We start from the raw sequence: 24,593 nt of genomic DNA on the forward strand, positions 1-24,593 counted from the left end.
CATTACCCGCTAAGAAGCCGCCTGTAGAAAAGGTGCAGGTTCACCTGCACGCAGGTACAGCAGGATATCTGCAGCATCCAGCAGTCCGGCATCTGAGCTCACGCCCAGCTTGGACATCACATTAAATTTATGTGCCCGAATGGTTTTAATATTCCGCTCTAACTGAGCAGCGATCTGCGGCATTGAATAGCCATTCGACATAAAGCGCAGTATTTCTCGTTCTGTTGGACTGAGCATACGGCTTTGATTGATATACCAATGGTTTTTAGAACCTTCGGTTCCCCGGTTGGGACCGTTCAATACTGTATATAACGCGTCCTGCAGTACCGTTAATGAAGAAGATTTGCTCACAACGCCATCTAACGGCAACGGCGACAAAGAGCCGATTAATCGCGCTTCAGCGTCATCATCAGCAATCACCACCCGGCGAATACGCGGAAAATTTACCGCTAATTCCGTCAGATAAGCTAACCCGGCCCTGCGATCGGTTCTGATTGCAGAGAGGGAGAAAATAACCGCCGAAAACGACGTTTTTAACATCACCTGACTAAATGCAGGCTGGCTCGAAAAGATATGAAGTTCGTATTGGTTATCCGGCATGGTATTAAACAGGCTCTTAATACCGACGCTACTCATCGCGCACTTCTCTACCAGCGCAACGTTTCTTTTGATGCTTCGGCTTTCCATTCCGTGGTTTCTCCATAAACTGAAGGTAAATTCAATTCTCGCGATCCTTGAGAACTGTTTATCCAGGCGTACATTTCTGCATTGCTATGTATCGACAAGCGACGCATAGCGCTGTTCTTTTGGGCGCTGATCGTTTTATTGCTTTTCTTCAGCAATGTCGCAATCTGATTAATTCCCCAACCTTTTCCCAGGAGTCTCAGCACTTTCCTCTCCGAGAGGGTAAGTACAATTGAGCGGGCGCTATGGTCTGCTAATTCTGGCATCAGGGGCGGAGAGAGCAGAGACTTGCTAATTCTCTCGGCACGGCTATTTCCTGCGTGAATAACATTCACCAAACTTTCAATCGTCTCGGCATCAGATAACAGCGAACTGACAGGGCACATCAGCAATTCAATGGCCAGCGGATAAAAAACACGAGAAACGAGAAATATCCAATGAATATCGCGGTATTGAGATAATAAAGAATAATACTGTTCGCAGACTGAACGTGGATGATTACAGTCTCCGGATAAGTCAGCAATCACCAAATCGGCACAACGCAGCTGCAGCAACGTCAATTCTTCGACGGAGCGGCAGTAGGTAAGTTCATAATCAGCGAACTGCCCCAGCATTACACTTTTAAGTCCGGTTTGTACGATCGGTAATTTACTAATAATAATTGCGTTTTTGCAGCGTCCTGGCAACATATCTCCTCCACACTCACCAGTCCGTATTCGCACTTATTAAAAATCCCCTGATAAATTAAAAGTATTAATTAACAGGAAACCCTAAACAATAGACGAGGTGAATTGTTTATCCTTGGCTTTTATTTATAAACAAAGTTATACCGCTACAATCCCAGTAGCATCAAACTATTGAACCATCATGCCAATAATTACTCATGAATACACTCTTTGTACAATTAAAAGAACTACAATAGATCGTTAGCGTTGCTTACGTATTTTCCATCCTGATAAATAACACTACATTTTCATAAGCGCTGTCTTTATTGATAAGCAAGTGAGGTGTGCAAACGCATCAGACGTACGATCTGCATCTTTTTTCGACGCAAAGATTGATCTTAGCCAGAGCCAACAGGATCATGCTTCGTGATAAAAAGAAGACATCCGCCACGCAAAGAGATCCTTTTCAGTCAGAGCGAGTCATGCAAACAGAGCAGTCGTCACAGCGAACGGTTACACGGTTATGTATTCAATGCGGTCTTTTTTTACTTCAGCATGGGGCAGAAAGTGCGCTGGTTGACGAGCTATCCACCCGCCTCGGGCTGGCGCTTGGCATGGATAGCGTAGAAAGCGCTATCTCCTCTAACGCCATCGTCCTGACCACCATTAAAGACGGGCAGTGCCTGACTTCAACGCGAAAAAATCAGGATCGCGGAATTAACATGCACGTCGTGACGGAGGTGCAGCACATCGTTATTCTGTCGGAACACAAACTGCTGGATGTTAAAGGCGTTGAGAAACGCTTTAGCCAGATTAAACCGCTGCGCTATCCAAGATGGTTGGTCGCCTTTATGGTCGGCTTGTCCTGCGCCTGCTTTTGTAAACTCAATAATGGCGGATGGGATGGCGCGGTGATCACCTTTTTCGCCAGTATGGTGGCAATGTATATTCGCCAGATTCTGGCGTCCCGGCATTTGCACCCGCAAATCAACTTCTGCATTACTGCGTTTGTGGCAACCTCGATTTCTGGTCTGCTGCTGACGTTGCCGACGTTTAACCACACTCCAACCATCGCCATGGCCGCCAGCGTGCTGCTGTTGGTTCCGGGTTTTCCGTTGATCAACTCCGTCGCGGATATGTTTAAGGGACACATTAATACTGGGCTCGCTCGCTGGGCTATTGCCAGTCTGCTGACGCTGGCGACCTGCATTGGCGTAGTCATGTCGATGACCTTATGGGGGCTGCGCGGATGGGCGTGATCGATTTCATTTTGGCGCTAATGCAGGACATGATCCTGTCGGCAATACCTGCGCTTGGTTTTGCCATGGTATTTAACGTACCACATCGGGCGCTCCCCTGGTGCGCGTTACTCGGCGCACTCGGCCACGGTTCACGAATGGTGATGATGAGCGCAGGATTTAATATCGAATGGTCAACCTTTATGGCGTCGCTACTGGTGGGCTGCATTGGGATCCAGTGGTCACGCTGGTATCTGGCGCATCCGAAAGTCTTCACCGTTGCGGCAGTAATCCCCATGTTCCCTGGGATCTCTGCCTATACCGCCATGATCTCGGCGGTAAAAATCGGCCATTTTGGTTACAGCGAAGCGCTGATGATCACGCTGTTGACCAATTTCCTGAAAGCCTCATCGATTGTCGGAGCGCTCTCCATCGGGCTATCCGTACCGGGATTATGGCTGTATCGCAAACGCCCGCGCGTTTAGCGGCACGCTTTGTTTGCTCCTCGCAGAGAGGGGAATCGCCCCCTCTTCTGCTGCTCTCCTTCTTCTCTGTGTTACTATAAAAGCAGTCCCCTTCTCGGTTGTTGTTCAGTATTGAGAAACATTATGCCCAGCAAAATTTTGACGCCGGACGTCACTAGCATTGACGCCTTACTACACGATCACCATACGGTGCTGGCCAGGTCCGCGGGCGGTGCCGTAGCCGTATTCGCCAATAACGCGCCAGCATTTTACGCGGTGACGCCTGCACGACTGGCCGAGTTGTTGGCGCTTGAAGAGAAACTGTCACGCCCGGGAAGCGATGTGACGCTGGATGCACAATTTTATGAAGAGCCGCAAACCGCTCCTGTTGTCGTGCCAATGGGGAAATTTGCGATGTACGCTGACTGGCAGCCCGATGCCGACTTTCAGCGCCAGGCCGCCCTGTGGGGCGTGGCGTTAAGAGAACCGGTCACCGCCGAGGAACTAGCCTCATTTGTCGCCTACTGGCAGGCCGAAGGCAAAGTCTTTCACCATATTCAGTGGCAGCAAAAACTGGCACGCAGCATCCAGATTGGCCGGGCCAGCAATGGCGGAATGCCGAAGCGCGATGTGAACAGTGTCAGCGAGCCTGACAACCATATTCCACCGGGTTTTAGAGGATAACGATGAAAAACGTTGGCGACCTGATGAAACGTCTGCAAAAAATGATGCCGGCTAATGTCGAGCCAGCCTTTAAAACGGGCAAGGAGCTGCTGGCATGGCAAAAAGAGCAAGGTGAAATTCGCGCCGCAGCGCTGGCCCGTGAAAACCGAGCCATGAAAATGCAGCGCACATTCAACCGTTCCGGTATTCGTCCACTGCATCAGAACTGTTCGTTCGATAACTATCGGGTGGAATGCGAAGGTCAGATGAACGCCCTGAGCAAAGCTCGCCAGTACGTTGAAGAGTTTGACGGCAACATCGCCAGCTTTATTTTCTCTGGCAAGCCCGGCACCGGCAAAAACCATCTGGCCGCCGCTATCTGCAACGAACTGCTGCTGCGCGGCAAGTCGGTGCTGATTATCACCGTTGCGGACATTATGTCAGCCATGAAAGATACCTTCAGCAACCGTGAAACCAGCGAAGAACAGCTACTCAACGATCTCAGCAATGTCGATTTGCTGGTGATCGACGAAATCGGCGTGCAGACCGAATCCCGCTATGAAAAGGTGATCATCAACCAGATCGTCGATCGCCGCTCGTCTTCAAAACGCCCGACCGGTATGTTGACCAACAGCAATATGGATGAAATGAACAAACTGCTGGGCGAGCGGGTAATGGACCGTATGCGCCTTGGCAACAGCCTGTGGGTGATTTTTAACTGGGAAAGCTACCGTAGTCGGGTAACCGGTAAAGAGTATTAACGTATTAGGACCACTCCTAAGACTGCCGGCGCTATACTGCGCTGAAAAGGCATAACACGAGTTGCATATAATGATGAAAACAACCAAACGTCTGCTGTGCTGTGCGCTTGCCGCCAGCACGCTCATCTCGACCAGCGTTTTCGCCGCCTCCTGGCAGGATTCGCTCTCCAGCGCGGCCAGCGAACTGAGCAAACAAAGCTCCGGCTCGCAGGGCGGCTCGTCGCTCTCTTCCCTGACCAGTCTACTGAATGGCAGCAATCAGTCGCTGACCTCCAGCAGCATGAATAACGCCGCCGGGATCCTGGAATATTGCGCGAAACAGAAACTGGCCTCGGTCACCGACACGCAAAACGTCAAAAACCAGGTGCTGGATAAACTGGGCCTCAGTGCTCCGGAGCAGAAACAAGACACCAACTATATGGACGGCATTCAGGGGCTGCTCAACGCCAAAGATGGTCAACAACTGGACCTGAACACAATTGGCAACAGCTCGCTGGCGAAGCAGGTAAAAACCAAGGCCTGCGATCTCGTGTTAAAACAGGGTATGAACTTCATTTCCTGACGCACGACATGCCGCGTATACCCTGCGCGGCATCAACCTGCTCCCCATAAAATTCACACGTCAAATAATCAGTAAATCCCCCGCAAAAAACACGCATATCTAAACCAATTCTGAATAACAACGTAATTTAATGTCACTACAATTGCAGCAATGCAACATCGCTATTACATTGTGCTTTCCCAAAATCATTAGCCTGCCTGGCGTTTGCCCGGTTTACTGAGGATCGATCGTTGTCAGAACTCATCTCCATTACTCTGTTTCTCGCTTCAGTGCTGATTTACGCCTGGAAAGCGGGTCGCAACACCTGGTGGTTTGCTGCCACGTTAACGGTGCTGGGGATTTTTATTGTCTTGAATATCACGCTGTATGCCAGTGACTATTTCACCGGCGACGGTATCAATGACGCGGTTCTGTACACGCTGACCAATAGCCTGACCGGCGCGGGAATTGGAAAATATATCTTACCTGGCGTCGGGATTGCGCTGGCCCTGACGACCGTTTTTGTCGCTCTCGGCTGGATTCTGCGCCGCCGTCGCCATCATCCGCATCATGTGGGTTACAGTCTGCTGGCCCTGCTGCTGGCGCTGGCCTCCGTAGACGCCAGCCCGGCGTTTCACCAGATAACCGAACTGGTAAAGTCGCAGTCGCGCGATGGCGATCCGGATTTCCCAACCTATTATAAAGAGCCGTCAAAAACGATTCCCAACCCGAAGCTGAATCTGGTTTATATCTATGGCGAAAGCCTCGAGCGCACCTATTTTAACAACGACGCGTTCCCGGATCTGACCCCGGAACTCGGTGCGTTGAAAAACGAAGGTCTGGATTTCAGCAATACCATGCAACTTCCGGGTACCGATTACACCATCGCTGGCATGGTCGCCTCCCAGTGCGGTATTCCGCTGTTTGCGCCGTTTGAAGGCAACGCCTCGGCATCGGTCTCCAGCTTCTTCCCCAACAATATCTGTCTGGGCGATATCCTGAAAAACTCCGGCTATCAAAACTACTTTGTGCAGGGAGCCAACCTGCGCTTTGCCGGCAAAGACGTGTTCCTGAAATCTCACGGTTTTGATCATCTGTACGGTGCGGAAGAGTTAAAAAGCGTGGTTGCGGACCCAGCCTATCGCAACGACTGGGGCTTCTACGACGATACCGTGCTGGATGAAGCGTGGAAAAAATTCGAAGAGCTTTCACGTTCGGGCCAGCGCTTTTCACTGTTTACGCTGACTGTGGATACCCATCATCCAGATGGATTTATCTCACGTAGCTGCAACCGTAAACGTTATGACATCGACGGGAAGGCCAACCAATCCTTCAGCGCGGTCAGCTGCAGCCAGGAAAACATTGCCGAATTTATCAATAAGATCAAAGCCTCACCGTGGTTCAAAGATACCGTCATCGTGGTTTCTTCCGATCATCTGGCGATGAACAACACCGCATGGAAGTATCTGAACAAGCAGGATCGCAACAACCTGTTCTTCGTGCTGCGCGGCGACCAGCCACAGCAGGAGACGCTGGCGGTGAAGCGTAACACGATGGATAACGGGGCAACGGTACTGGATATTCTCGGTGGCGATAACTTTATAGGTCTTGGCCGCAGCAGTTTGTCGAGCGAATCCGTGTCTGAAGTGTTCCTGAACATCAAAGAAAAAATGCTGGCGTGGAAGCCCGATATCATTCGCCTGTGGAATTTTCCGAAAGAGATGAAAGAGTTCACCGTCGACCAGGACAAAAACATGATCTCTTTCTCCGGCAGCCATTTCCGCCTGCCGTTGTTGCTGCGCGTATCGGACAAACGCGTCGAGCCGCTGCCGGAAAGCGAATACTCGGCCCCGCTGCGCTTCCAACTGGCAGATTTCGCGCCGCGAGATAACTTTGTCTGGGTTGATCGCTGCTACAAAATGGCGCAGCTATGGGCCCCGGAGCTGGCGCTCTCCACCGACTGGTGCGTATCGCAAGGCCAGTTAGGCGGACAGCAAATCGTGCAGCACGTCGACAAAGCCAAATGGAAAAGTAAAACCGTGTTTAAAGACACGGTGATCGACATGGAGCGCTACAAAGGTAACGTCGATACGCTGAAAATTGTCGATAACGACATTCGCTACAAAGCCGACAGCTTCGTCTTCAACGTGGCGGGCGCGCCGGAAGAGGTTAAACAGTTTAGCGGCATATCACGCCCCGAATCCTGGGGGCGCTGGTCCAATGCGCAGCTCAGCAAAGAGGTGACCATCGAGTACAAGGCCCCGCTGCCGAAGAAATTCGATCTGGTCATCACCGCGAAAGCCTTCGGCGACAACGCCAATCGTCCTATTCCCGTGCGAGTTGGCCACGAGGAACAGACGCTGGTGTTAGGCCATGATGTCACTACCACTACCTTGCATTTTGATAACCCGGCAGATGCCGATACGCTGGTGATTGTCCCGCCCGATCCGGTCGCCACCAACGAGGGCAATATTCTCGGCCACTCGCCGCGTAAGCTGGGGATCGGGATGGTTGAAATCAAAGTGGTCGCTCAGGGCTCGTAACATGAAATGGCTGATGGCGCTTCGCTTATCAGCCTTACAGCCAGCCGCATTTATTGTCTGAAAAAAAACAGCGCCCAACACCACACCGGGCGCTGCATGGCAACCTTATTCCAGACTTTTCACTGCCTGGCGCATCCCCTGCACCAGAATCATTTCCAGGTTTGCCGTCACCTGCCCGGCAAACCCGGGCAGTAACGTCAAATCTTCCCCCCAGTGCGCCGCATCGCCGAGCACAGTATCCACCAGTTCACGCAGCGTTAAATCTTTGCCAACTCGCGGCCACAGACTGGCATACAGGCTAACCCACTGCTCATCATCCTGTATCGGATAGCGTTCTCCCTCCCGCTCTGCGCGATAAAACGCCAGCAGCGCCGCAAGGGCGAACGTTAACCGCACGGGCCAGCGCCCATTTTGCTGGCCCGCCAGCAGTTGCGGCAAAATTCGGGTACGGAATTTGGTCATCCCGTTAAGCGCAATGGAAAGCAACTGGTGACGAATGTAGGGGTTTTGAAAACGCCCGCTCACCGCGTCGGCAAATTCACGCAGTTCATCCGCCGGGAGATCCAATACCGGTATAATTTCCTCGCTAATCGCCCGCTCGATAAAGTGACGGACATCGGCATCCTGCATCGCTTCGCCGACGGTCTCCAGACCACACAACCAGGCCACCGGCACCAACGACGTATGCGCGCCATTGAGAATGGCGACCTTACGCTCTTTGTACGGTTTAATATCGCTCACTACCCGAATGTTCAGCGGGCACTGCGCCAGCTTCAGTTCCTCCGCCAGCCACTGCGGCCCCTGAATCACAAACAGGTAAAAATGCTCCGCGGTATCGAGAAACGCATCGTGATAGCCAAGCGTAGCTTCCAGCGCGGCGGCTTCTTCTCGCGGGTAGCCGGTGACAATGCGGTCGACCAGCGTGGAACAGAAGGTGTTTGCCGTCGCCACCCAGTCGGCAAACGCCGGGGGAAGCTGCCACTCCTGCGCATACTGCAGTACCAGCGTTTTGAGCGCCTCACCGTTATAGTCGATAAGCTCGCACGGGATAATGACCCAGCCCTTATCCACTGCGCCCTCAAAATGATTAAAACGCTCCAGCAGCAGACGTGTCAGTTTAGCCGGAAAGCTTACCGGCGGCGCATCATCGACCCGGTCTGCCGCGTGATAGCTAATTCCGGCTTCGGTGGTATTTGAAAACACAAAGCGAATATCCGCATTGTGGGCCAGCGCCAGATACGCCGCGAAGTCCTGATACGGATTGATTTCGTTATTCACCGAACGGATAAGCCGCGCCTCGCTCACCGCTTCGCCCTGCGAGTTTAGACCGCGAATAAGCGTGGTATACAGCCCGTCCTGGGTATTCAGCGACGGTGGAAAATCACTATTGATCGGGCGAACGATGGTCACGCCAGCGTTCAGAAAGGTTTGCTCGTTGAGGATATCCAGTTGCCAGTCGATAAACGCTCGCAGGAAATTCCCTTCACCAAACTGGATCACGCGCGTTGGGTAACTGGCACCCGGAAAATCACGTCGATTCAATGTCTTCATCGCATTTCCCCTCTCAGAACGTGATCACGCCTTTAATCAGCTCACGGTTGTTAATCACATCCCGTTCGTAGATTTCTGCCAGTGTGGCAAACGCGTAACGGTGCGTGAGCATCATGTCGGCGGTCAGTTTGCCTTCCGACATCAGGCGGCCCACTTTGGCGAAATCTTCCGGTGTGGCGTTGCGACTGCCCATCATGGTGGTCTCTTTCTTGTGGAACTCCGGATCGGAGAACTGCAAATCGCCTTTGAATAGCCCAACGAAAACAATGCTGCCGCCATGGCGAATCAAATTCACCGTGTTGTTCATCGCATGCTGATTGCCCGTGGCATCAATGACCTTTTGCGCCAGCGAACCGCCAAACTGGTCACGCAGTTGCGCATCAAAATCTTCAGCAGACGGATCGATAACCGGGAGCCCCAACCGGGAAACCACATGCTCCCGGCGAGCCGGACTGGTATCGGCGACCACCACCTGTGCGCCATCGGCTTTGGCAATCGCCGCCGCGCCCAGACCAATCGGACCGGCACCAACCACCAGCACCTGCTCACCCGGAGCCACCGCCGCCCGGCGTACCGCATGCGCGCTAATGGCATAAGGCTCAATCAGCGCCGCCGCCTGCGGATCAATTCCCTGCGCATCCAACAGGTTGGTGACCGGTACGGACAGGTATTCGCTGAAGCCGCCATCCTGATGCACGCCAATCACCGAAATCTTCTCGCAGCAGTTAGTGCGCCCGCTCAGACAGGCCGGACACTGCTGGCAGGCCACGTAAGGAATAACCGCCACCTGCTGACCATTTTTCAGATTCTGTATATTTTTGCCCAGCCCGACAATTTCCCCACATATTTCATGCCCCAGTACACGTGGATAGCTGAAAAATGGCTGATTGCCACCCCAGGCATGAATATCGGTACCGCAAATCCCGACTGATTTAATTTTTATTAATGCTTCACCCTCACCCGGAATAGGTATTTCACGCGTTTCCCAGTGCATTTTTTTGGGTTCCTGACACACCAGGACATTCATTGTTGCCATCATATTCTCTCCCATATTTTCTGTTGCAACAGATATCCTAGAAAAAGCCTCTAAAAATAAACGGGTAACATAACTTGTGAAACTCAACGCATTAAAATGTTTTAAATCGGGTTTTAATGCTCAAAAAGGAGGGAGCCATGAGTCGTTCGCAGAACTTACGTCACAATGTGATTAACCAGATGATTGACGATATGGCACGCGGTCATATTCCTTCACCGTTGCCATCGCAAAGTGCGCTGGCCGAGATGTACAACATCAGTCGCACCACGGTACGCCACATGCTGAGCCATCTCAGCGAATGCGGTGTGCTGACGCAGGTCGGCAGCGATTACGTCATTGCCCGTAAACCCGATCATGATGATGGCTTCGCCTGTACCACCGCCTCCATGACTGAGCAAAACCGGATTTTTGAGCAGGCTTTTTTCACCATGATCAACCAGCGTCAGCTACGCGCAGGCGAGAGTTTCTCCGAACTACAGCTTTCCCGCGCGGCTGGCGTAAGCCCGGTCGTTGTCCGGGAGTTTCTTTTAAAATTTGGACGTTACAATCTAATCCAAAGTGAAAAACGTGGTCAGTGGAGCATGAAAAAGTTTGATCAGACCTATGCCGAGCAACTGTTCGAACTGCGTGAAATGCTGGAAACGCACGCGTTACAACGTTTCCTTAACCTTCCAGCCGATGACATTCGCTGGCAGAAAGCCCGCGATCTTCTTGACCATCATCGCACCCTGCGAGACACGATTGGTGACAACTATCGTATGTTTTCCTCACTGGACAGAGAGTTTCACACGCTACTGCTGAGCGCGGCAGAAAATGTTTTCTTTGACCAGTCGCTGGAGATTATCTCGGTTATTTTTCATTTTCATTATCAATGGGATGAAAGCGATCTTAAACAGAGGAATATTATTGCGGTCAATGAGCATATGACCATTCTTAGCGCGTTAATCTGCCGTAATGATTTTGGTGCCACCACCGCTTTACGCCAACATCTGCAAACAGCCAGACAGACCATGGTTCACTCGATTAATACCTCTGGTTAAATACCGATTAAAAACAATAAAGCATTACCACTACCACAAAATCACCCAAAAAACGCCACCTGGTGGTGATGAGATAATAGGCTCTAAATCTTCACATAGAAAATAGACCTGCGAGTTGGGCAGTATAACAAAATAAGCATCAACCTGACCGGACTATCATTCCCCTATCGTAATGTGAATTAATTCCGCAGTTCCCACGAAACTGGAGAGCAATGATGAGTAAAATGATAAAAAAAGGAAATAAGTTACTGGCATTTGCAATGGGTTCAATAATCGCAACAGCCTCCCTTACGGGTTCTGCCTTTGCCGCGGCTGAATATACATTAAAAGTCGCTTATGAAAACAACCCAGGAGAACCTTTTGATCAAGCCATTCATGAATGGGCGCGCCTGTTCAGTGAACAAACTGCCGGAAAAGGTGAATTAGTCCCTTACCCCAGCTCTCAGTTAGGTTCGAAGAAAGATGTAATTGAACAAATGAAGCTGGGAAGCCCGTTGATAACCTTGGCCGATGGTGCCTTCTTCTCTGACTATGTGCCGGATTTCGGCATCATGTTTGGCCCTTATCTGGGTAATGATTACCAGGATATTTTCAAGTTGAATCAGTCGGACTGGTACAAGGATTTGGAAAGCAAACTGGATGCGAAGGGACTCCATATCATCACGAAAGACTGGTTATATGGTTCCCGTCACATGTTAACCAACAAAATGGTTAATAAGCCGGAAGATCTGCAAGGGCTGAAAATCCGGGTACCGAATAACCGTATTCAGATTGAAGGGATGAAAGCGATGGGCGCAACGCCAACGCCACTCCCACTGGCAGAAGTTTATACCTCGTTAAATTTAAAAATTATTGATGGCGCAGAAAATCCAATTCCCGTGTTATATGGACAAAAACACTATGAAGCGGCCAAATACCTTATCCTGACAGGGCATGTCGAAAATGTGACGAATCTGGTCATGGGAAGTCGCACATACAAAAAGCTGCCACCTGACATTCAAATCGCGTTGATCGACTCGGGTAATAAAGCAGGTCAGTATCTGACAAATCTGGTCCTGAAAGAAGAGAAGAGCCTGATAGAAAAAATGAAAAACGAGGGTGTTACCGTTGTTGAAGTCGATCGCACGTTATTCCGCAACGCTTCAAAATCTTTCTACACGAAATTTCCGGAATGGACCCCCGCTCTATACGAGAAAACGCAAGAAATCATTGCTAAATAACCGTCAGGTTGCGCAGGTTTATCACCTGCGCACCCCCCAAAGAACCGGGATAAAACTGACAGAGAGGCGGTCGAAGAGATACCGCGCCTATCTGATAAACATGTCATTTTAAAGGAATTGCTATGTTCGGTTTTTTCAACAGATTTAGCGATATATTAGCCGGTGTTGCAACCAGCGGAATTGTATTGATAACAATCCTGGCCGTTTTCATGCGCTGGTTGCTAAACTCTCCGCTAATCTGGGGAGAAGAAGTACTCATTATTTGTTATATATGGCTCATTATGTTAGGTGCCGCTTCTGCCATGCGGTTGCGTATGCATGTGAGTATCGATGCATTAACTGCAATGCTACCCGAAAAATTACAGCTTATCTGCACCCTCTTCACGCACATTATTTCTATTATAGCGCTATCTACATTCGGTTATTTGGGCTATGAGCTGTCTTTAATCGCAGAGGATAAGATAACCCCTATCCTCGGGGTTTCTTATTTATACATTGACTTTGCCGTGCCAACCGGAGCTGGGATCATGGTCATTTTCTGTCTACAACATCTTTGGCAAGATATTAAAAAAATGAAAAACAGGGAGGTCGCATGTCAGTAGCCATTGCCTGTATTGTTTTACTATTTCTGTTCATATTGAACACGCCAATTTTCATCAGCGTTCTGGTTGCGATTCTGATTTATTTCTTCATGGCAGGTGATATATCGCCCTTAATTGCGATTCAGCGCATCATCGGCGCAGGTGAAAACGTCACGCTATTGGCAATTCCCTTTTTCATTCTGCTGGGTAATCTCCTCAACTATACGGGAATTACTCACCGGATGTTAAAGTTTACGGGAGTTCTCTCAGGTCATTACCCTGGCGGACTGGCGCAATCCAACGTCCTGCTGAGTACCATGATGGGAGGGCTATCAGCCTCAAACCTCGCCGACTGTGCGATGTTGTCAAAAATGCTGGTACCCGAAATGACGAAACTGGGATACAGCAAAGGATTCTCTACCGCAGTAACGGCCGCAGGATCGTTAATAACGCCGATTATTCCCCCTGGCATTGCTTTAATTATTTATGGCTTTGTCGCCGATGTTTCTATCGGCAAGATGTTTATGGCGGCGATTATTCCCGGCCTACTGTGCTGTGTCGCATTGATGACTGCCATCTACCTGATATCGAAAAAGCGCGGTTATTTGCCCGCGAGAAGCCACGGCCCAACCGTCCGTGAACTTTGGGAGGCGGGAAAAGGCGCAACATCAGCGCTGGTACTTATCCTGGTGATTATTGGCGGGATTCGTTTTGGTATATTCACACCGACAGAAGCGGGTGCTATCGCCGTACTTTTTGTCATTATCGTCGGAACCCTTTTCTATCGGGAAATGACCTTAAAAGATATCGTTGCTTCTGTACTGGAAACAGCACGCTCAACGGCAAGCGTAATGCTCATCATTATGACCTGTTCTGCATTAGCATGGATTTTGACCAATGAGCAAATTGCGCAGAATGTTGCTGTCCTGATGACAGGATTCTCAGATAATCCTTACCTGTTTCTTCTGATCGTTAATGCAGTACTGTTATTTCTTGGTATGTTCATCGAAGGGAATGCGGCGATTATCGTCCTAGTGCCGCTCCTGATGCCCACAGTAAAAATGCTGGGAATCGATCCTATTCAATTTGGTGTCATGATGATCCTAAATTTAGCCGTGGGATGCCTGACACCGCCTATGGGTACGGTTATGTTTGTGGCAACGTCGATCACCGGAACCAAAATTTCAGAATTTATTCGCGAAGTGATACCGTTATTTATTGCGCTCCTGGTCGTACTCTTGATGGTGACGTTTATTCCGGCCCTCACCACTTTTTTACCCAGTTTGTAAAAGTGCCCTCAGCAGAGGGCACACAGAGTGAGCGCAAAAATCGCCTGATGGGCCTGGCTCTTAGAACGTTTCCCAGTTATCCCCGGAATCCGTTACCGCAGCTTTTCGCGGCTGGACCGTTGAAACCGGTTTAGCGGCAGCAACGTCACGCGCGCGCTGTTGGTCATGCTGAATACGGAACACGGCAACGGCCTGGGTCAGACGGCTGGCCTGCTCTTCCAGCGCCGCAGCGGCGGCGGCGGATTCCTCCACCAGCGAGGCGTTCTGCTGCGTCACACGATCCATCTCTGCAACGGCCAGACCGACCTGGTCGATACCGCGGCTCTGTTCATCAGAAGCAGAGGCAATTTCACCCATGATATCGGTCACGCGGGTTACCGCATTGACGATCTCATCCATGGTTTCACCAGCGCTTTCTACCAGCGTTGAACCCACATCCACACGGCTGACCGAATCTTCAATCAGGCTCTTGATCTCGCGCGCGGCCTGCGCACTACGCTGGGCCAGATTACGAACTTCACCCGCAACCACCGCAAAACCACGGCCCTGCTCACCCGCACGCGCAGCTTCTACCGCGGCGTTGAGCGCCAGAATGTTAGTCTGGAAGGCAATGCCGTCGATGACGCTGATAATGTCGGCGATTTTCTGCGAACTGGAAGCGATGTCGCGCATGGTTTGCACCACGTTATCCACCACTTTGCCGCCTTTCTGCGCGGTTTCAGAAGCGCTCAGGGCCAGATGGCTAGCCTGACGCGCGTTTTCGGCGTTCTGCTTCACGGTCGCCGTCAGTTGTTCCATGCTGGCTGCGGTTTCTTCCAGAGATGCAGCCTGCTGCTCGGTACGCGAGGAGAGATCGTTGTTGCCCATCGCAATCTCGCTGGCCCCGCTATAAATCGCGTTGGCACCGTTACGCACATCACCCACGGTGTTCATCAGCTCACCCTGCATATGACGCAGACTTTCCGCCAGTTGGCCAATCTCGTTGGAACCTTCCACCTCAATACGCTTCACCAGGTCGCCGCTGGCGATATGACGAATGCTGTCGATCAGACGGTTCATTGGGGAGATAAGAGTCAGTTTGATGCCGAACCAGACCGCAATAATTGCCGCCAGTACGGTAATCAGCACGCAGACCAGTACCCACATCGCCTGGCTGTAAGAGCTGTTGTTATCTGCTACCGCAATGTCATACAGGCGATCGTTCTGCTGCATGTAGTTGATGTATGTCTTCTCAAAACCATCCTGATAGCTCTGCGTGGGTTGATCAAAGAACGCATTGATCTTGCCGTCACCCAGTAACTGGATCAGCTCCGCCAGCGCGCCGTGATAGATGTCATAGGTGCGGTTGATCTCCTGGAACGCGGCTTCACTTTGACGCGGATCGCGCGGGAGCGACTCGTAAATCGCCCAGTTTTTTTCCGTCAGTTTCAGCGCCGTGCTGGCTACCTGCATCAGCTCAGCAACGGTCGCACCGCTGCCGATATTGCTCTGATCCATCATGTAGCGAATACCCGCCCGGTTCAGGGTATTACGCGTTTGCAGCAGCTCAACCCAGGTGGCGTTAAGCGCAGACTGCTGCTGGCGAATGGTTTGCAGAACGGTAAAGTTCTCTTTGTCATTCTTAAGTGAGTTAAAAAACAAGCCGCCGGAGGCGAGCTGTAAAAGGCCAAATAGCGCCAATACCAGCAGTAAGCTGGTAACAATCTTCATTCGTTTTAACATGTTTTCTCTTTCCGCTAGACAGATACTCTGGTTTTCGGCCTGGAAAGAGAAAACTTTATGGTGTCAGCAATTGCCACAGAATTATCGTTTTCACATTAAATCCCGTTCCCTATGACAAATTACGCAAAAAATTTGTCGTTCTGTTGCGCCTTAGGTGTAGGATTCCCGTTTTTTAAGAAAAGGATGCTTCTATGTTGAATCGCGATTTTGATCACCTATCCACTCTCGCACACCACTTTTTTGAACGTGAAGATGTTCGTCAAAAGCTCAATATCATCGATCAGTACAACATCTCCGGTTGGGAAGTGTGGATGCAGATAGAATTTGCCAATCTGTTAGCTTCGACAGGTCATGAATGGTGGCGTGAACAGACCCTCGCTTGCGATCTGCGGAAAAATCCACAGCGTTTGTCTGTGCGTGCAGATTTCTTATTGCGGAAAAAAGGCTGGACGCAGGACAGCTACATTGCGCTTGAGCTCAAGCAGAACCAGGATCCGACAAGCTGCGTCAGAAATATGATTGCGGATTTGGTTAAAAGCGCAAAAATCAAACGTTCGGAATTAGAGCTACGTAGCTTCTGGACGTTAGGAGTAACACCCCGCATAGACAAAGAGCGCCTCGATGAACTGATTGACTATTATCTGGATGAAAAATATTACCTGACTAAATCACGTAAGAAACATGTGCTGCTTAAAGACATCGAACAAACGCCTTACTGTTATATCGTGATCTAAGTATCTCAGTGAGATGCTTCATCAGTTGGAAAACACGGCATGTAGATGGGCGAACGCTATAATGCCGTGATCTCAATCACATAAATTCCCCCACTCACCCCCATTACTTACCGCTCACTGACACTTGGGACCGCTTAAGCTGACATACAACCGCTCACTTATTTACCTTACTTTACGCGCGTATTTCTCTGGCAAGATCCCCCCAACATAGCAGTCAATTTACCTCCTCAAACACAAGATCAAACCCACACGGCTTCGGCCAATTATTAATTAGATACCAGGTTTTACTATGGATACGAAAAAGATATTCAAGCACATACCCTGGGTGATTCTCGGAATCATCGGTGCATTCTGCCTCTCGGTAGTGGCATTACGTCGGGGTGAGCACATCAGTGCCCTGTGGATCGTGGTCGCCTCAGTTTCTGTTTATCTGGTGGCCTATCGTTACTACAGTCTGTACATCGCCCAAAAGGTGATGAAACTTGACCCGACGCGTGCCACGCCGGCGGTCATCAACAATGACGGTCTGAACTACGTTCCAACCAACCGTAACGTATTGTTTGGCCACCACTTTGCCGCTATCGCAGGTGCAGGTCCGCTGGTTGGGCCGGTACTGGCCGCGCAGATGGGCTATCTGCCCGGTACGCTGTGGCTGCTGGCGGGTGTCGTGCTGGCCGGTGCGGTGCAGGACTTCATGGTGCTGTTTATCTCTTCACGCCGTAACGGCGCATCGCTGGGTGAGATGATCAAAGAAGAGATGGGCCCGATCCCGGGAACCATTGCGCTGTTCGGCTGCTTCTTAATCATGATCATCATCCTTGCGGTACTGGCGCTGATCGTGGTGAAAGCGCTGGCTGAAAGCCCGTGGGGTGTGTTCACCGTCTGCTCAACCGTACCTATCGCGCTATTCATGGGGATCTACATGCGATTCCTGCGACCGGGTCGTGTGGGCGAAGTGTCGGTGATTGGTATTGTGCTGCTAGTTGCGTCCATCTACTTCGGCGGCGTGATTGCTCACGACCCGTACTGGGGCCCGGCGCTGACCTTTAAAGACACCACCATTACCTTTACCCTGATCGGCTACGCGTTTATCTCTGCGCTGCTGCCGGTATGGCTGATCCTCGCGCCGCGCGACTATCTGGCTACCTTCCTGAAAATCGGCGTTATCGTCGGTCTGGCGGTGGGGATTGTTATCCTCAACCCGGAACTGAAAATGCCGGCGATGACTCAGTACGTTGATGGTACTGGTCCGCTGTGGAAAGGCGCTCTGTTCCCGTTCCTGTTCATCACCATCGCGTGTGGTGCGGTCTCTGGCTTCCACGCGCTGATCGCTTCTGGTACCACACCGAAGCTGCTGGCCTGTGAAACCGACGCGCGCTTTATCGGTTACGGCGCCATGCTGATGGAATCCTTCGTGGCGATTATGGCGCTGGTTGCCGCGTCCATCATCGAACCGGGTCTGTACTTCGCAATGAACACCCCGCCAGCAGGCCTTGGCATCACCATGCCGAACCTGCATGAAATGAGCGGCGAGAACGCCCCGCTGATTATGGCGCAGTTGAAAGACGTAACCGCACATGCGGCGGCGACCGTCAGCTCCTGGGGCTTCGTCATTTCGCCTGAGCAGATCCTGCAGACCGCGAAAGACATCGGTGAACCGTCCGTTCTGAACCGCGCAGGTGGCGCGCCGACGCTGGCCGTTGGTATCGCTCACGTGTTCCACAAAGTGCTGCCAATGGCTGATATGGGCTTCTGGTACCACTTCGGTATTCTGTTTGAAGCACTGTTCATCCTGACCGCACTGGATGCCGGTACCCGTTCTGGCCGCTTTATGCTGCAGGATTTACTGGGGAACTTCGTTCCGTTCCTGAAGAAAACCGACTCTCTGGTTGCGGGTATCATCGGTACTGCGGGCTGCGTAGGCCTGTGGGGTTACCTGCTGTATCAAGGCGTTGTTGACCCGCTGGGCGGCGTTAAGAGCCTGTGGCCGCTGTTCGGTATCTCTAACCAGATGCTGGCTGCCGTGGCACTGGTTCTGGGCACCGTGGTACTGGTTAAAATGCAGCGCACCAAATATATCTGGGTTACCGTTGTTCCGGCAGTATGGCTGCTTATCTGCACCACCTGGGCGCTGGGTCTGAAACTGTTCAGCACCAACCCGCAGATGGAAGGCTTCTTCTTCATGGCGAATCAGTACAAAGAGAAGATTGCTAACGGCGGCGAACTGACCGCTCAGCAGATTGCCAACATGAACCACATCGTCGTCAACAACTACACCAACGCAGGCCTGAGTATTCTGTTCCTGGTGGTGGTGTACAGCATCATTTTCTACGGGTTCCGTACCTGGCAGAAAGCCCGCGCCATCAACGGTCGCTCTGATAAAGAGACGCCGTATGTACCGGTGCCGGAAGGCGGCGTGAAGACCTCTTCACATCACTAACCGTATTCAGCCCCGCTTCGGCGGGGCTTTTCGCTTATCAGGATTGTTTATGTTTGGTACTTTAGGTCAGGCAAAAAAATACCTCGGTCAGGCGGCAAAGATGCTGATTGGCATTCCGGACTACGACAACTACGTCGAGCACATGAAGACCAACCATCCCGATAAGCCGTACATGACCTACGAAGAATTCTTCCGCGAGCGCCAGGAAGCCCGCTACGGTAGCGGCGGAAGCAGTTGCTGTTAGAAGGAGAAATGAATGACCCCGATTGCAGTTACCCTACTCACCGGTTTTCTTGGCGCGGGTAAAACCACCCTGCTGCGCCATATTCTCAACGAGCAGCACGGCTATAAGATTGCCGTTATCGAAAACGAATTCGGCGAAGTCTCGGTGGACGATCAGCTGATTGGCGACCGCGCCACGCAGATCAAAACCCTGACCAACGGCTGCATTTGCTGTACACGCTCCAGTGAGCTGGAAGACGCACTGTTAGATCTGCTCGACAACCTCGATAAAGGCGCCATCCATTTCGACCGTTTGGTGATCGAGTGCACCGGCATGGCTGACCCCGGCCCGATTATCCAGACCTTTTTCTCCCATGAAGTGATTTGCGAACGCTACCTGTTGGACGGTGTGATTGCGCTGGTTGACGCGGTACATGCCGACGATCAGATGAACCAGTTCACCATCGCCCAGTCGCAGGTGGGCTACGCTGACCGCATTCTACTGACCAAAACCGACGTGGCGGGTGAAAGCGAGAAACTGCGTGAGCGCCTGGCGCGCATCAACGCCCGCGCCCCGGTGTATACCGTCACGCATGGTGATATCGACCTCTCCCTGCTGTTCGATACCAACGGTTTCATGCTCGAGGAGAACGTGGTCAGCGCCAAACCACGCTTCCACTTTATCGCCGATAAGCAAAATGATATCTCCTCGATCGTCGTCGAGCTGGATTACCCGGTAAACATCAGTGACGTGTCGCGGGTAATGGAAAATCTGCTGCTGGAATCCGCCGAGAAGTTGCTGCGCTACAAAGGCATGCTGTGGATTGAAGACGAGCCAAACCGCCTGCTGTTCCAGGGCGTTCAGCGTCTGTACAGCGCCGACTGGGATCGCCCGTGGGGCGACGAACAACCGCACAGCCTGCTGGTGTTTATCGGCATTAACCTGCCGGAAGACGAGATCCGAGCCGCGTTTGCGGGATTGAAGAAGTAACCCTCATTCTGGATTGCCCGATGGCACTCATCGGGCATCAACTCACTATTTCTTATTTTGCTCGCGCAGCATCGCTTCGCACAAAATGGCATTAAGGCGCAGCCGCCATCCGGCACTCATCCCCTACTCAATCGGTAATCACAAACCGCAACACTGCACAACAGTTCAGAATCCGTCGCACCAGAAAAAACATCGGCAGCATTGTCACCTTACGGGAAGACGGCATCTACGTTAATATCGACCTGAACCGCATTTACTCAGGAAGATCCGTCAGCGTATTTACGTCGAGCGGAATATTGCTCTTACCTTTGAAAGGATGCGCCACCTCTCCTTGGCCTGTCAGGTCACGATGCATTGTTGGTTTTGCAATTACCGTCTGCTTTTGTGCCGCAGGCTTCACAGACGGCGGCCTTTCCGCAGTAGTATCCAGTACAGAGGGTTCATGCAACGGTGTGGAGGCCTCTACTGCCGGAATAAACAATGGGTTAAACGCGATAAACCCACTAACACTGCTGCTTATCGCACTGTAGCCAATGGCTATCGGATGTGGGAATGTTTGTACCATTGAAACTCCCATACTGGAAACGCTGGTGACGGTTCCCGAAGCTCCGGGGGCAGAAGGTGTCATTGACTGCGCCAGTTGATACATAGATTTTTGCAGAGCAGCAAGCTGGGCCTGTAACGACTGCCCATTTTGGTTCTCTGGTGCAGAGCCACTGGAGCCTCCACTGCTGCTACTGGCACCGACAGAGGGTTTAATTTTCACCAGTTCATTTTCAATATCCTGTGCTTGTTTTGATAATTCTACCAGCCTGGCAACCGTTGCCGAGCCCTGCATGCTAAATCCTTTATCAGACGTGATTGAAACATTAATACGTCTGGTATAATAGACATCTGTTACAAAAACAATACCCGGTTTTAGATCTCTATATTGTGAATTACGCGAACGCAACCCATTAATTCTGGCGTTCATCACCTCTTGCAGATAATAAAGATCGTAAATATTATTAATTGATAATGAATGTCGATACTCACGATACTTTTGCAAAGCACGCCGCAGATCGATGCTGATCATTTCAGCATTAGGTACCGAATATGAGACAGTATAATTCGCTTTTCCTCCGGCCTCACCAGTTATGCCCCATGCTCCTGTCGGAACATTGATACCTAAAGCCCCTTCAGTTGAGGACGCAAATGTAAAACCAGGAAATGCCACAACACCATTAATACGCTTTTTGCTTTCGGGATAGGGGTAGAAAGGTTCAGGTATGCTCTTTCCTCCCTTGCCATCAGACATTGTTCCCGTCAGCGGCAATTCTATGACCTGCTGTTCATTACTCAGTTCTTTGCTCATATCTACGTGATCGTAGCGCAACGGTCTGATCATATAATACTCTGCAGGTAAGCGATTTATCGTTTTGTCGCCAGCAATCGGGACAATATAAATATCTCCGGGGAAGAAGCGTTCCCTTGGTGGATATAGCGGATAAATCCCCAACTGGCTGGTATTTTTTGACCACTCTTGCGCTACCACTCCCGGTTTATTACTAGTACAACTCGCCGCCATCATTACGGCACCAGACATCAATACAAAATATAAACCCCGCGTAATTTTTATTTTCATTTCCGCATTCCCCCTACGACTCTAAGGTAAGGTTAAGCGTTGAATAAACCCTTTTATGTCATAAGATCGTCTTGTCTTATTCTGGTAAATCATTCGCAAGTGGTATTTTTTAATGAGCAGGTTGAAAAAACATCTCAACCCGCTCCAGACATCTGTAAATTAGCAACGATTCACTCCACCTGATCGCGTCGCAGCCCGACGTCCCGCAGCCGCTCATTACTCATCTGTTGCAATACGCGCCGCGTTTGCGCCCGTAACCGCCACCCCTTATATGCCCGCCAGATCAGAACAAACCCAATAAATGGCTGCTTTGCTTTATTCTCATGAAATTCCATACCTTGCCTCCCCGCCTTGTCTGAGGCTTTATCTTCACGGATTTGGCCCTAAGCAATACAGACTCACAAAGTACTTTTATTTAACATACAGATTGGTTAAAAAGAGTTCTGCATCGCTTTTTTCACGCCAATCTGTACTGGTTTTTTAATCTGTATGATACCCATGAGGGATACAGCATGACGCGTTATCAACATCTGGCCAATCTGCTGGCCGAACGCATTGAGCAGGGGTTGTATCGCCATGGCGAAAAACTGCCTTCGGTACGTAACCTGAGTCAGGAGCACGGGGTCAGTATCAGCACCGTCCAGCAGGCGTATCAGATGCTGGAACAGCGGCAACTGATCACCCCGCAGCCGCGTTCCGGTTATTTTGTCGCGCCGCAAAAAGCGCTGCCGCCCGTACCGCCGATGTCACGCCCGGTGCAGCGTCCGGTCGAGATAACGCAGTGGGATCTGGTGCTGGATATGCTAAAAGGGCATAGCGATAAATCTGTGATCCCCTTCAGCAGCGGCGCACCAGATGTCAGTCAACCGAGCCTGAAACCGCTCTGGCGCGAACTCAGCCGCGTAGTGCAGTATAACCTGAAGGCAGTGCTGGGGTACGACAAGCTTCCCGGCAGCCAGGATCTGCGCCAGCAGATCGCCCGTCTGATGCTGGACAGCGGTTCACTCCTCAACGCCGATGATATTGTGATAACCAACGGGAGCCAGAGCGGAATGTCGCTGGCGCTGCTGGCGGTTTGTCAGCCAGGGGACATTGTCGCCGTTGAATCCCCCACCTACTACGGCACAATGCAGCTACTGCGCGGCCTGGGGATCAAGGTGATTGAGATCCCAACCGATCCGGATACCGGGATCAGCATTGAAGCGCTGGAGCTGGCGCTGGATCAGTGGCCGATCAAAGGCGTGCTGCTGGTTCCCAACTGCAACAACCCTCTCGGGTTCATTATGCCGGATGCGCGTAAGCGGGCGGTGCTCGCCCTCGCCCAGCGTCACGACATCGTCATTTTTGAAGATGATGTGTATGGCGAACTGGCCACAGAGTATCCGCGCCCGCGTACGATCCACTCCTGGGACAGTGACGGCCGGGTAATACTCTGCAGTTCGTTTACCAAATCCGTAGCCCCCGGACTGCGCGTGGGTTGGGTGGTTCCCGGTCGCTATTACAACAAACTGCTACATATGAAGTACGCCGTCATTGGTACTAACGTTCCCGCTACGCAGTTGGCAGCAGCCTCCTTTGTGCGCGAAGGTCATTACCATCGGCATATCCGGCGTATGCGCCAGATTTATCAGCGTAATATGGAGATCTACACCTGCTGGGTACGGGAATATTTTCCCTGCGGGATCTGCGTCACCCGACCGAAAGGCGGCTTTATGCTGTGGGTCGAGCTGCCGCTCCAGGTCGATATGGTCTGCGTCGCTAAGCAGCTCTGTCGCCTGAAAATCCAGGTCGCACCGGGATCGCTGTTCTCCGCTTCCGGAAAGTATCGCAACTGCGTACGCATCAACTGCGCGTTACCGCCAAACGAGAAGCATCAGGAAGTGATGCAAAAGCTCGGCGAGGCGGTAAAGATGGCGATAGAGTAAACCGGACCGCCCGGTGATTTCGGCCAGACGATTATGCGATTTAACTCATATCTAATGACTTAAACCCTGAATATCTTCTGCGGAAAGCCGGGTAATTTTTTGTACCGTGCAGATATCAATACCGTCTGCCAGCATGGTGTGGGCAATACGGAGCGCCTCATCAAGTCGCCCTTCTATAAGCCCTTCTTGTCGCCCTTCCTGTACCCCTTCCAGCCTGCCTTTTTGTAGCCCTGCCTCATGCAATCTGTCGGCGATCGTCATCAAGTGCTCCTTATGCTGCGGTGAACGTTCGGCAACCTCACGAATAAACTCACTGAATCGAGGTGCATCGCCAGTTCGTAAAATATAATTAAACAGCGTCTTTATCTGGCTGTCATTAGTCAGTCCGGTAAGTAGCAGGGAAACAATTTTCTCGACCAGCCCCATAAGTTCGCGCAGCGAAGCGGGAAGATGTATTTGTAGAAAATCCCGAGCTGTCTCAGGGTGGCGCAAAAACGTTTTAAAGACCGCATCATGCGGGGTGGAAGTCGGTACTTTGTTCATGGCGATCCATCACCTGGAAATAAGATGCCGTGACTGTAGCGCTGGTAAACCACACCCTCACCTGTAACTTTCTCTCTTTGCGAGGCGATTTCCGGGATAAAAACGCCCCTTTGTAA

23 protein-coding genes are annotated in these 24,593 nt (G+C 51.2%); 15 read left to right on the top strand and 8 right to left on the bottom strand.

What is annotated here, in order from left to right; genetic code table 11:
- Positions 1-9: 9 nt before the first annotated feature.
- On the bottom strand, positions 10-687 hold the full coding sequence (gene bglJ, locus BZK42_RS15400) for a DNA-binding transcriptional activator BglJ (RefSeq protein WP_047414508.1): 678 nt from the start codon (positions 685-687) through the stop codon (positions 10-12).
- Positions 648-1,373 carry a response regulator transcription factor gene (locus BZK42_RS15405; protein ID WP_080859403.1) on the bottom strand — a complete coding sequence of 242 codons (726 nt, stop codon included), beginning with the start codon at positions 1,371-1,373 and terminating at the stop codon, positions 648-650. Before BZK42_RS15405 ends, bglJ begins: the two co-directional genes overlap by 40 nt.
- Positions 1,374-1,831: 458 nt before the next feature.
- Here BZK42_RS15405 and BZK42_RS15410 point away from each other — a divergent pair, with 458 nt between their 5' ends.
- From BZK42_RS15410 to opgB, 6 genes are all read left to right on the top strand, one after another.
- Positions 1,832-2,608, top strand: coding sequence for a threonine/serine exporter family protein (locus BZK42_RS15410; protein ID WP_080859404.1), 777 nt, complete (start codon positions 1,832-1,834; stop codon positions 2,606-2,608).
- The gene (locus BZK42_RS15415; RefSeq protein WP_016151589.1) at positions 2,599-3,072 is read left to right on the top strand and encodes a threonine/serine exporter; all 474 of its coding nucleotides are present in this window, start codon (positions 2,599-2,601) and stop codon (positions 3,070-3,072) included. Before BZK42_RS15410 ends, BZK42_RS15415 begins: the two co-directional genes overlap by 10 nt.
- A gap of 123 nt (positions 3,073-3,195) precedes the next feature.
- Positions 3,196-3,735, top strand: a complete 540-nt coding sequence (gene dnaT, locus BZK42_RS15420; protein ID WP_016151588.1) for a primosomal protein DnaT — start codon at positions 3,196-3,198, stop codon at positions 3,733-3,735.
- A 2-nt stretch (positions 3,736-3,737) separates the two neighbouring features.
- Positions 3,738-4,475: a replicative helicase loader DnaC gene (dnaC, locus tag BZK42_RS15425; RefSeq protein WP_080859405.1), complete on the top strand. Its 738-nt coding sequence runs from the start codon at positions 3,738-3,740 to the stop codon at positions 4,473-4,475.
- Positions 4,476-4,545: 70 nt separating this feature from the next.
- Positions 4,546-5,037 carry a YjjA family protein gene (locus BZK42_RS15430; RefSeq protein ID WP_016151586.1) on the top strand — a complete coding sequence of 164 codons (492 nt, stop codon included), beginning with the start codon at positions 4,546-4,548 and terminating at the stop codon, positions 5,035-5,037.
- Between the two features lie 230 nt (positions 5,038-5,267).
- On the top strand, positions 5,268-7,559 hold the full coding sequence (gene opgB / locus BZK42_RS15435; protein WP_080859406.1) for a phosphatidylglycerol--membrane-oligosaccharide glycerophosphotransferase: 2,292 nt from the start codon (positions 5,268-5,270) through the stop codon (positions 7,557-7,559).
- Positions 7,560-7,664: 105 nt separating this feature from the next.
- On the opposite strand, the gene BZK42_RS15440 is transcribed toward opgB, so the two are convergent.
- Together BZK42_RS15440 and BZK42_RS15445 are read right to left on the bottom strand one after the other, a co-directional pair.
- The gene (locus BZK42_RS15440) at positions 7,665-9,110 is read right to left on the bottom strand and encodes a tagaturonate reductase (protein WP_080859407.1); all 1,446 of its coding nucleotides are present in this window, start codon (positions 9,108-9,110) and stop codon (positions 7,665-7,667) included.
- 13 nt (positions 9,111-9,123) lie between these two features.
- Positions 9,124-10,146: a zinc-binding alcohol dehydrogenase family protein gene (locus tag BZK42_RS15445; RefSeq protein WP_080859458.1), complete on the bottom strand. Its 1,023-nt coding sequence runs from the start codon at positions 10,144-10,146 to the stop codon at positions 9,124-9,126.
- Between the two features lie 137 nt (positions 10,147-10,283).
- On the opposite strand from BZK42_RS15445, the gene BZK42_RS15450 reads away from it, so the two are divergent.
- The 4 genes from BZK42_RS15450 to BZK42_RS15465 all read left to right on the top strand — a co-directional run bounded on the left by BZK42_RS15450 (position 10,284) and on the right by BZK42_RS15465 (position 14,276).
- On the top strand, positions 10,284-11,186 hold the full coding sequence (locus BZK42_RS15450; RefSeq protein ID WP_080859408.1) for a GntR family transcriptional regulator: 903 nt from the start codon (positions 10,284-10,286) through the stop codon (positions 11,184-11,186).
- Between the two features lie 212 nt (positions 11,187-11,398).
- Complete coding sequence (locus BZK42_RS15455) at positions 11,399-12,406, top strand: C4-dicarboxylate TRAP transporter substrate-binding protein (protein WP_228522537.1); 1,008 nt, start codon at positions 11,399-11,401, stop codon at positions 12,404-12,406.
- Positions 12,407-12,528: 122 nt separating this feature from the next.
- Positions 12,529-13,008: a TRAP transporter small permease gene (locus BZK42_RS15460; RefSeq protein WP_080859410.1), complete on the top strand. Its 480-nt coding sequence runs from the start codon at positions 12,529-12,531 to the stop codon at positions 13,006-13,008.
- Positions 12,999-14,276, top strand: coding sequence for a TRAP transporter large permease (locus tag BZK42_RS15465; protein ID WP_080859411.1), 1,278 nt, complete (start codon positions 12,999-13,001; stop codon positions 14,274-14,276). The genes BZK42_RS15460 and BZK42_RS15465 overlap by 10 nt, the downstream gene beginning before the upstream one ends.
- Before the next feature lie 60 nt (positions 14,277-14,336).
- Here BZK42_RS15465 and tsr read toward each other — a convergent pair whose 3' ends face one another.
- On the bottom strand, positions 14,337-15,998 hold the full coding sequence (tsr, locus tag BZK42_RS15470) for a methyl-accepting chemotaxis protein (RefSeq protein ID WP_075847906.1): 1,662 nt from the start codon (positions 15,996-15,998) through the stop codon (positions 14,337-14,339).
- 191 nt (positions 15,999-16,189) lie between these two features.
- Here tsr and BZK42_RS15475 point away from each other — a divergent pair, with 191 nt between their 5' ends.
- The 4 genes from BZK42_RS15475 to yjiA all read left to right on the top strand — a co-directional run bounded on the left by BZK42_RS15475 (position 16,190) and on the right by yjiA (position 20,385).
- Positions 16,190-16,732, top strand: a complete 543-nt coding sequence (locus BZK42_RS15475) for a hypothetical protein (RefSeq protein ID WP_016151578.1) — start codon at positions 16,190-16,192, stop codon at positions 16,730-16,732.
- A 289-nt stretch (positions 16,733-17,021) separates the two neighbouring features.
- Positions 17,022-19,172 (top strand): pyruvate/proton symporter BtsT, encoded by a 2,151-nt coding sequence (gene btsT, locus BZK42_RS15480; protein WP_003830033.1) that lies wholly within the window; start codon positions 17,022-17,024, stop codon positions 19,170-19,172.
- 49 nt (positions 19,173-19,221) lie between these two features.
- Positions 19,222-19,416 carry a YbdD/YjiX family protein gene (locus BZK42_RS15485; protein WP_003830038.1) on the top strand — a complete coding sequence of 65 codons (195 nt, stop codon included), beginning with the start codon at positions 19,222-19,224 and terminating at the stop codon, positions 19,414-19,416.
- Between the two features lie 12 nt (positions 19,417-19,428).
- Entirely contained in the window at positions 19,429-20,385 is a 957-nt protein-coding gene (gene yjiA / locus BZK42_RS15490; protein ID WP_053389311.1) for a GTPase, read from the top strand.
- A gap of 253 nt (positions 20,386-20,638) precedes the next feature.
- Here the strand turns inward: yjiA and BZK42_RS15495 are convergent, their stop codons facing one another.
- Positions 20,639-22,009: a hypothetical protein gene (locus BZK42_RS15495; protein ID WP_095715659.1), complete on the bottom strand. Its 1,371-nt coding sequence runs from the start codon at positions 22,007-22,009 to the stop codon at positions 20,639-20,641.
- Between the two features lie 170 nt (positions 22,010-22,179).
- Positions 22,180-22,344 carry a DUF1127 domain-containing protein gene (locus BZK42_RS15500; RefSeq protein ID WP_080859414.1) on the bottom strand — a complete coding sequence of 55 codons (165 nt, stop codon included), beginning with the start codon at positions 22,342-22,344 and terminating at the stop codon, positions 22,180-22,182.
- 177 nt (positions 22,345-22,521) lie between these two features.
- On the opposite strand from BZK42_RS15500, the gene BZK42_RS15505 reads away from it, so the two are divergent.
- Positions 22,522-23,934: an aminotransferase-like domain-containing protein gene (locus BZK42_RS15505; RefSeq protein ID WP_080859416.1), complete on the top strand. Its 1,413-nt coding sequence runs from the start codon at positions 22,522-22,524 to the stop codon at positions 23,932-23,934.
- A gap of 51 nt (positions 23,935-23,985) precedes the next feature.
- Here BZK42_RS15505 and BZK42_RS15510 read toward each other — a convergent pair whose 3' ends face one another.
- The gene (locus BZK42_RS15510; RefSeq protein ID WP_046275090.1) at positions 23,986-24,477 is read right to left on the bottom strand and encodes an Rpn family recombination-promoting nuclease/putative transposase; all 492 of its coding nucleotides are present in this window, start codon (positions 24,475-24,477) and stop codon (positions 23,986-23,988) included.
- Between the last annotated feature and the right edge of the window lie 116 nt (positions 24,478-24,593).

It is taken from the genome of Citrobacter braakii (assembly GCF_002075345.1).
GTDB classification, from domain to species: domain Bacteria; phylum Pseudomonadota; class Gammaproteobacteria; order Enterobacterales; family Enterobacteriaceae; genus Citrobacter; species Citrobacter braakii.

Coding starts and splice junctions, on each gene's coding strand:
- bglJ (WP_047414508.1), bottom strand. CDS start 687: ATGGAAAGCCGAAGCATCAAAAGAAACGTTGCGCTGGTAGAGAAGTGC.
- BZK42_RS15405 (WP_080859403.1), bottom strand. CDS start 1,373: ATGTTGCCAGGACGCTGCAAAAACGCAATTATTATTAGTAAATTACCG.
- BZK42_RS15410 (WP_080859404.1), top strand. CDS start 1,832: ATGCAAACAGAGCAGTCGTCACAGCGAACGGTTACACGGTTATGTATT.
- BZK42_RS15415 (WP_016151589.1), top strand. CDS start 2,599: ATGGGCGTGATCGATTTCATTTTGGCGCTAATGCAGGACATGATCCTG.
- dnaT (WP_016151588.1), top strand. CDS start 3,196: ATGCCCAGCAAAATTTTGACGCCGGACGTCACTAGCATTGACGCCTTA.
- dnaC (WP_080859405.1), top strand. CDS start 3,738: ATGAAAAACGTTGGCGACCTGATGAAACGTCTGCAAAAAATGATGCCG.
- BZK42_RS15430 (WP_016151586.1), top strand. CDS start 4,546: ATGATGAAAACAACCAAACGTCTGCTGTGCTGTGCGCTTGCCGCCAGC.
- BZK42_RS15440 (WP_080859407.1), bottom strand. CDS start 9,110: ATGAAGACATTGAATCGACGTGATTTTCCGGGTGCCAGTTACCCAACG.
- BZK42_RS15445 (WP_080859458.1), bottom strand. CDS start 10,146: ATGGCAACAATGAATGTCCTGGTGTGTCAGGAACCCAAAAAAATGCAC.
- BZK42_RS15450 (WP_080859408.1), top strand. CDS start 10,284: ATGAGTCGTTCGCAGAACTTACGTCACAATGTGATTAACCAGATGATT.
- BZK42_RS15455 (WP_228522537.1), top strand. CDS start 11,399: ATGATGAGTAAAATGATAAAAAAAGGAAATAAGTTACTGGCATTTGCA.
- BZK42_RS15460 (WP_080859410.1), top strand. CDS start 12,529: ATGTTCGGTTTTTTCAACAGATTTAGCGATATATTAGCCGGTGTTGCA.
- BZK42_RS15465 (WP_080859411.1), top strand. CDS start 12,999: ATGTCAGTAGCCATTGCCTGTATTGTTTTACTATTTCTGTTCATATTG.
- tsr (WP_075847906.1), bottom strand. CDS start 15,998: ATGTTAAAACGAATGAAGATTGTTACCAGCTTACTGCTGGTATTGGCG.
- BZK42_RS15475 (WP_016151578.1), top strand. CDS start 16,190: ATGTTGAATCGCGATTTTGATCACCTATCCACTCTCGCACACCACTTT.
- btsT (WP_003830033.1), top strand. CDS start 17,022: ATGGATACGAAAAAGATATTCAAGCACATACCCTGGGTGATTCTCGGA.
- BZK42_RS15485 (WP_003830038.1), top strand. CDS start 19,222: ATGTTTGGTACTTTAGGTCAGGCAAAAAAATACCTCGGTCAGGCGGCA.
- yjiA (WP_053389311.1), top strand. CDS start 19,429: ATGACCCCGATTGCAGTTACCCTACTCACCGGTTTTCTTGGCGCGGGT.
- BZK42_RS15495 (WP_095715659.1), bottom strand. CDS start 22,009: ATGAAAATAAAAATTACGCGGGGTTTATATTTTGTATTGATGTCTGGT.
- BZK42_RS15500 (WP_080859414.1), bottom strand. CDS start 22,344: ATGGAATTTCATGAGAATAAAGCAAAGCAGCCATTTATTGGGTTTGTT.
- BZK42_RS15505 (WP_080859416.1), top strand. CDS start 22,522: ATGACGCGTTATCAACATCTGGCCAATCTGCTGGCCGAACGCATTGAG.
- BZK42_RS15510 (WP_046275090.1), bottom strand. CDS start 24,477: ATGAACAAAGTACCGACTTCCACCCCGCATGATGCGGTCTTTAAAACG.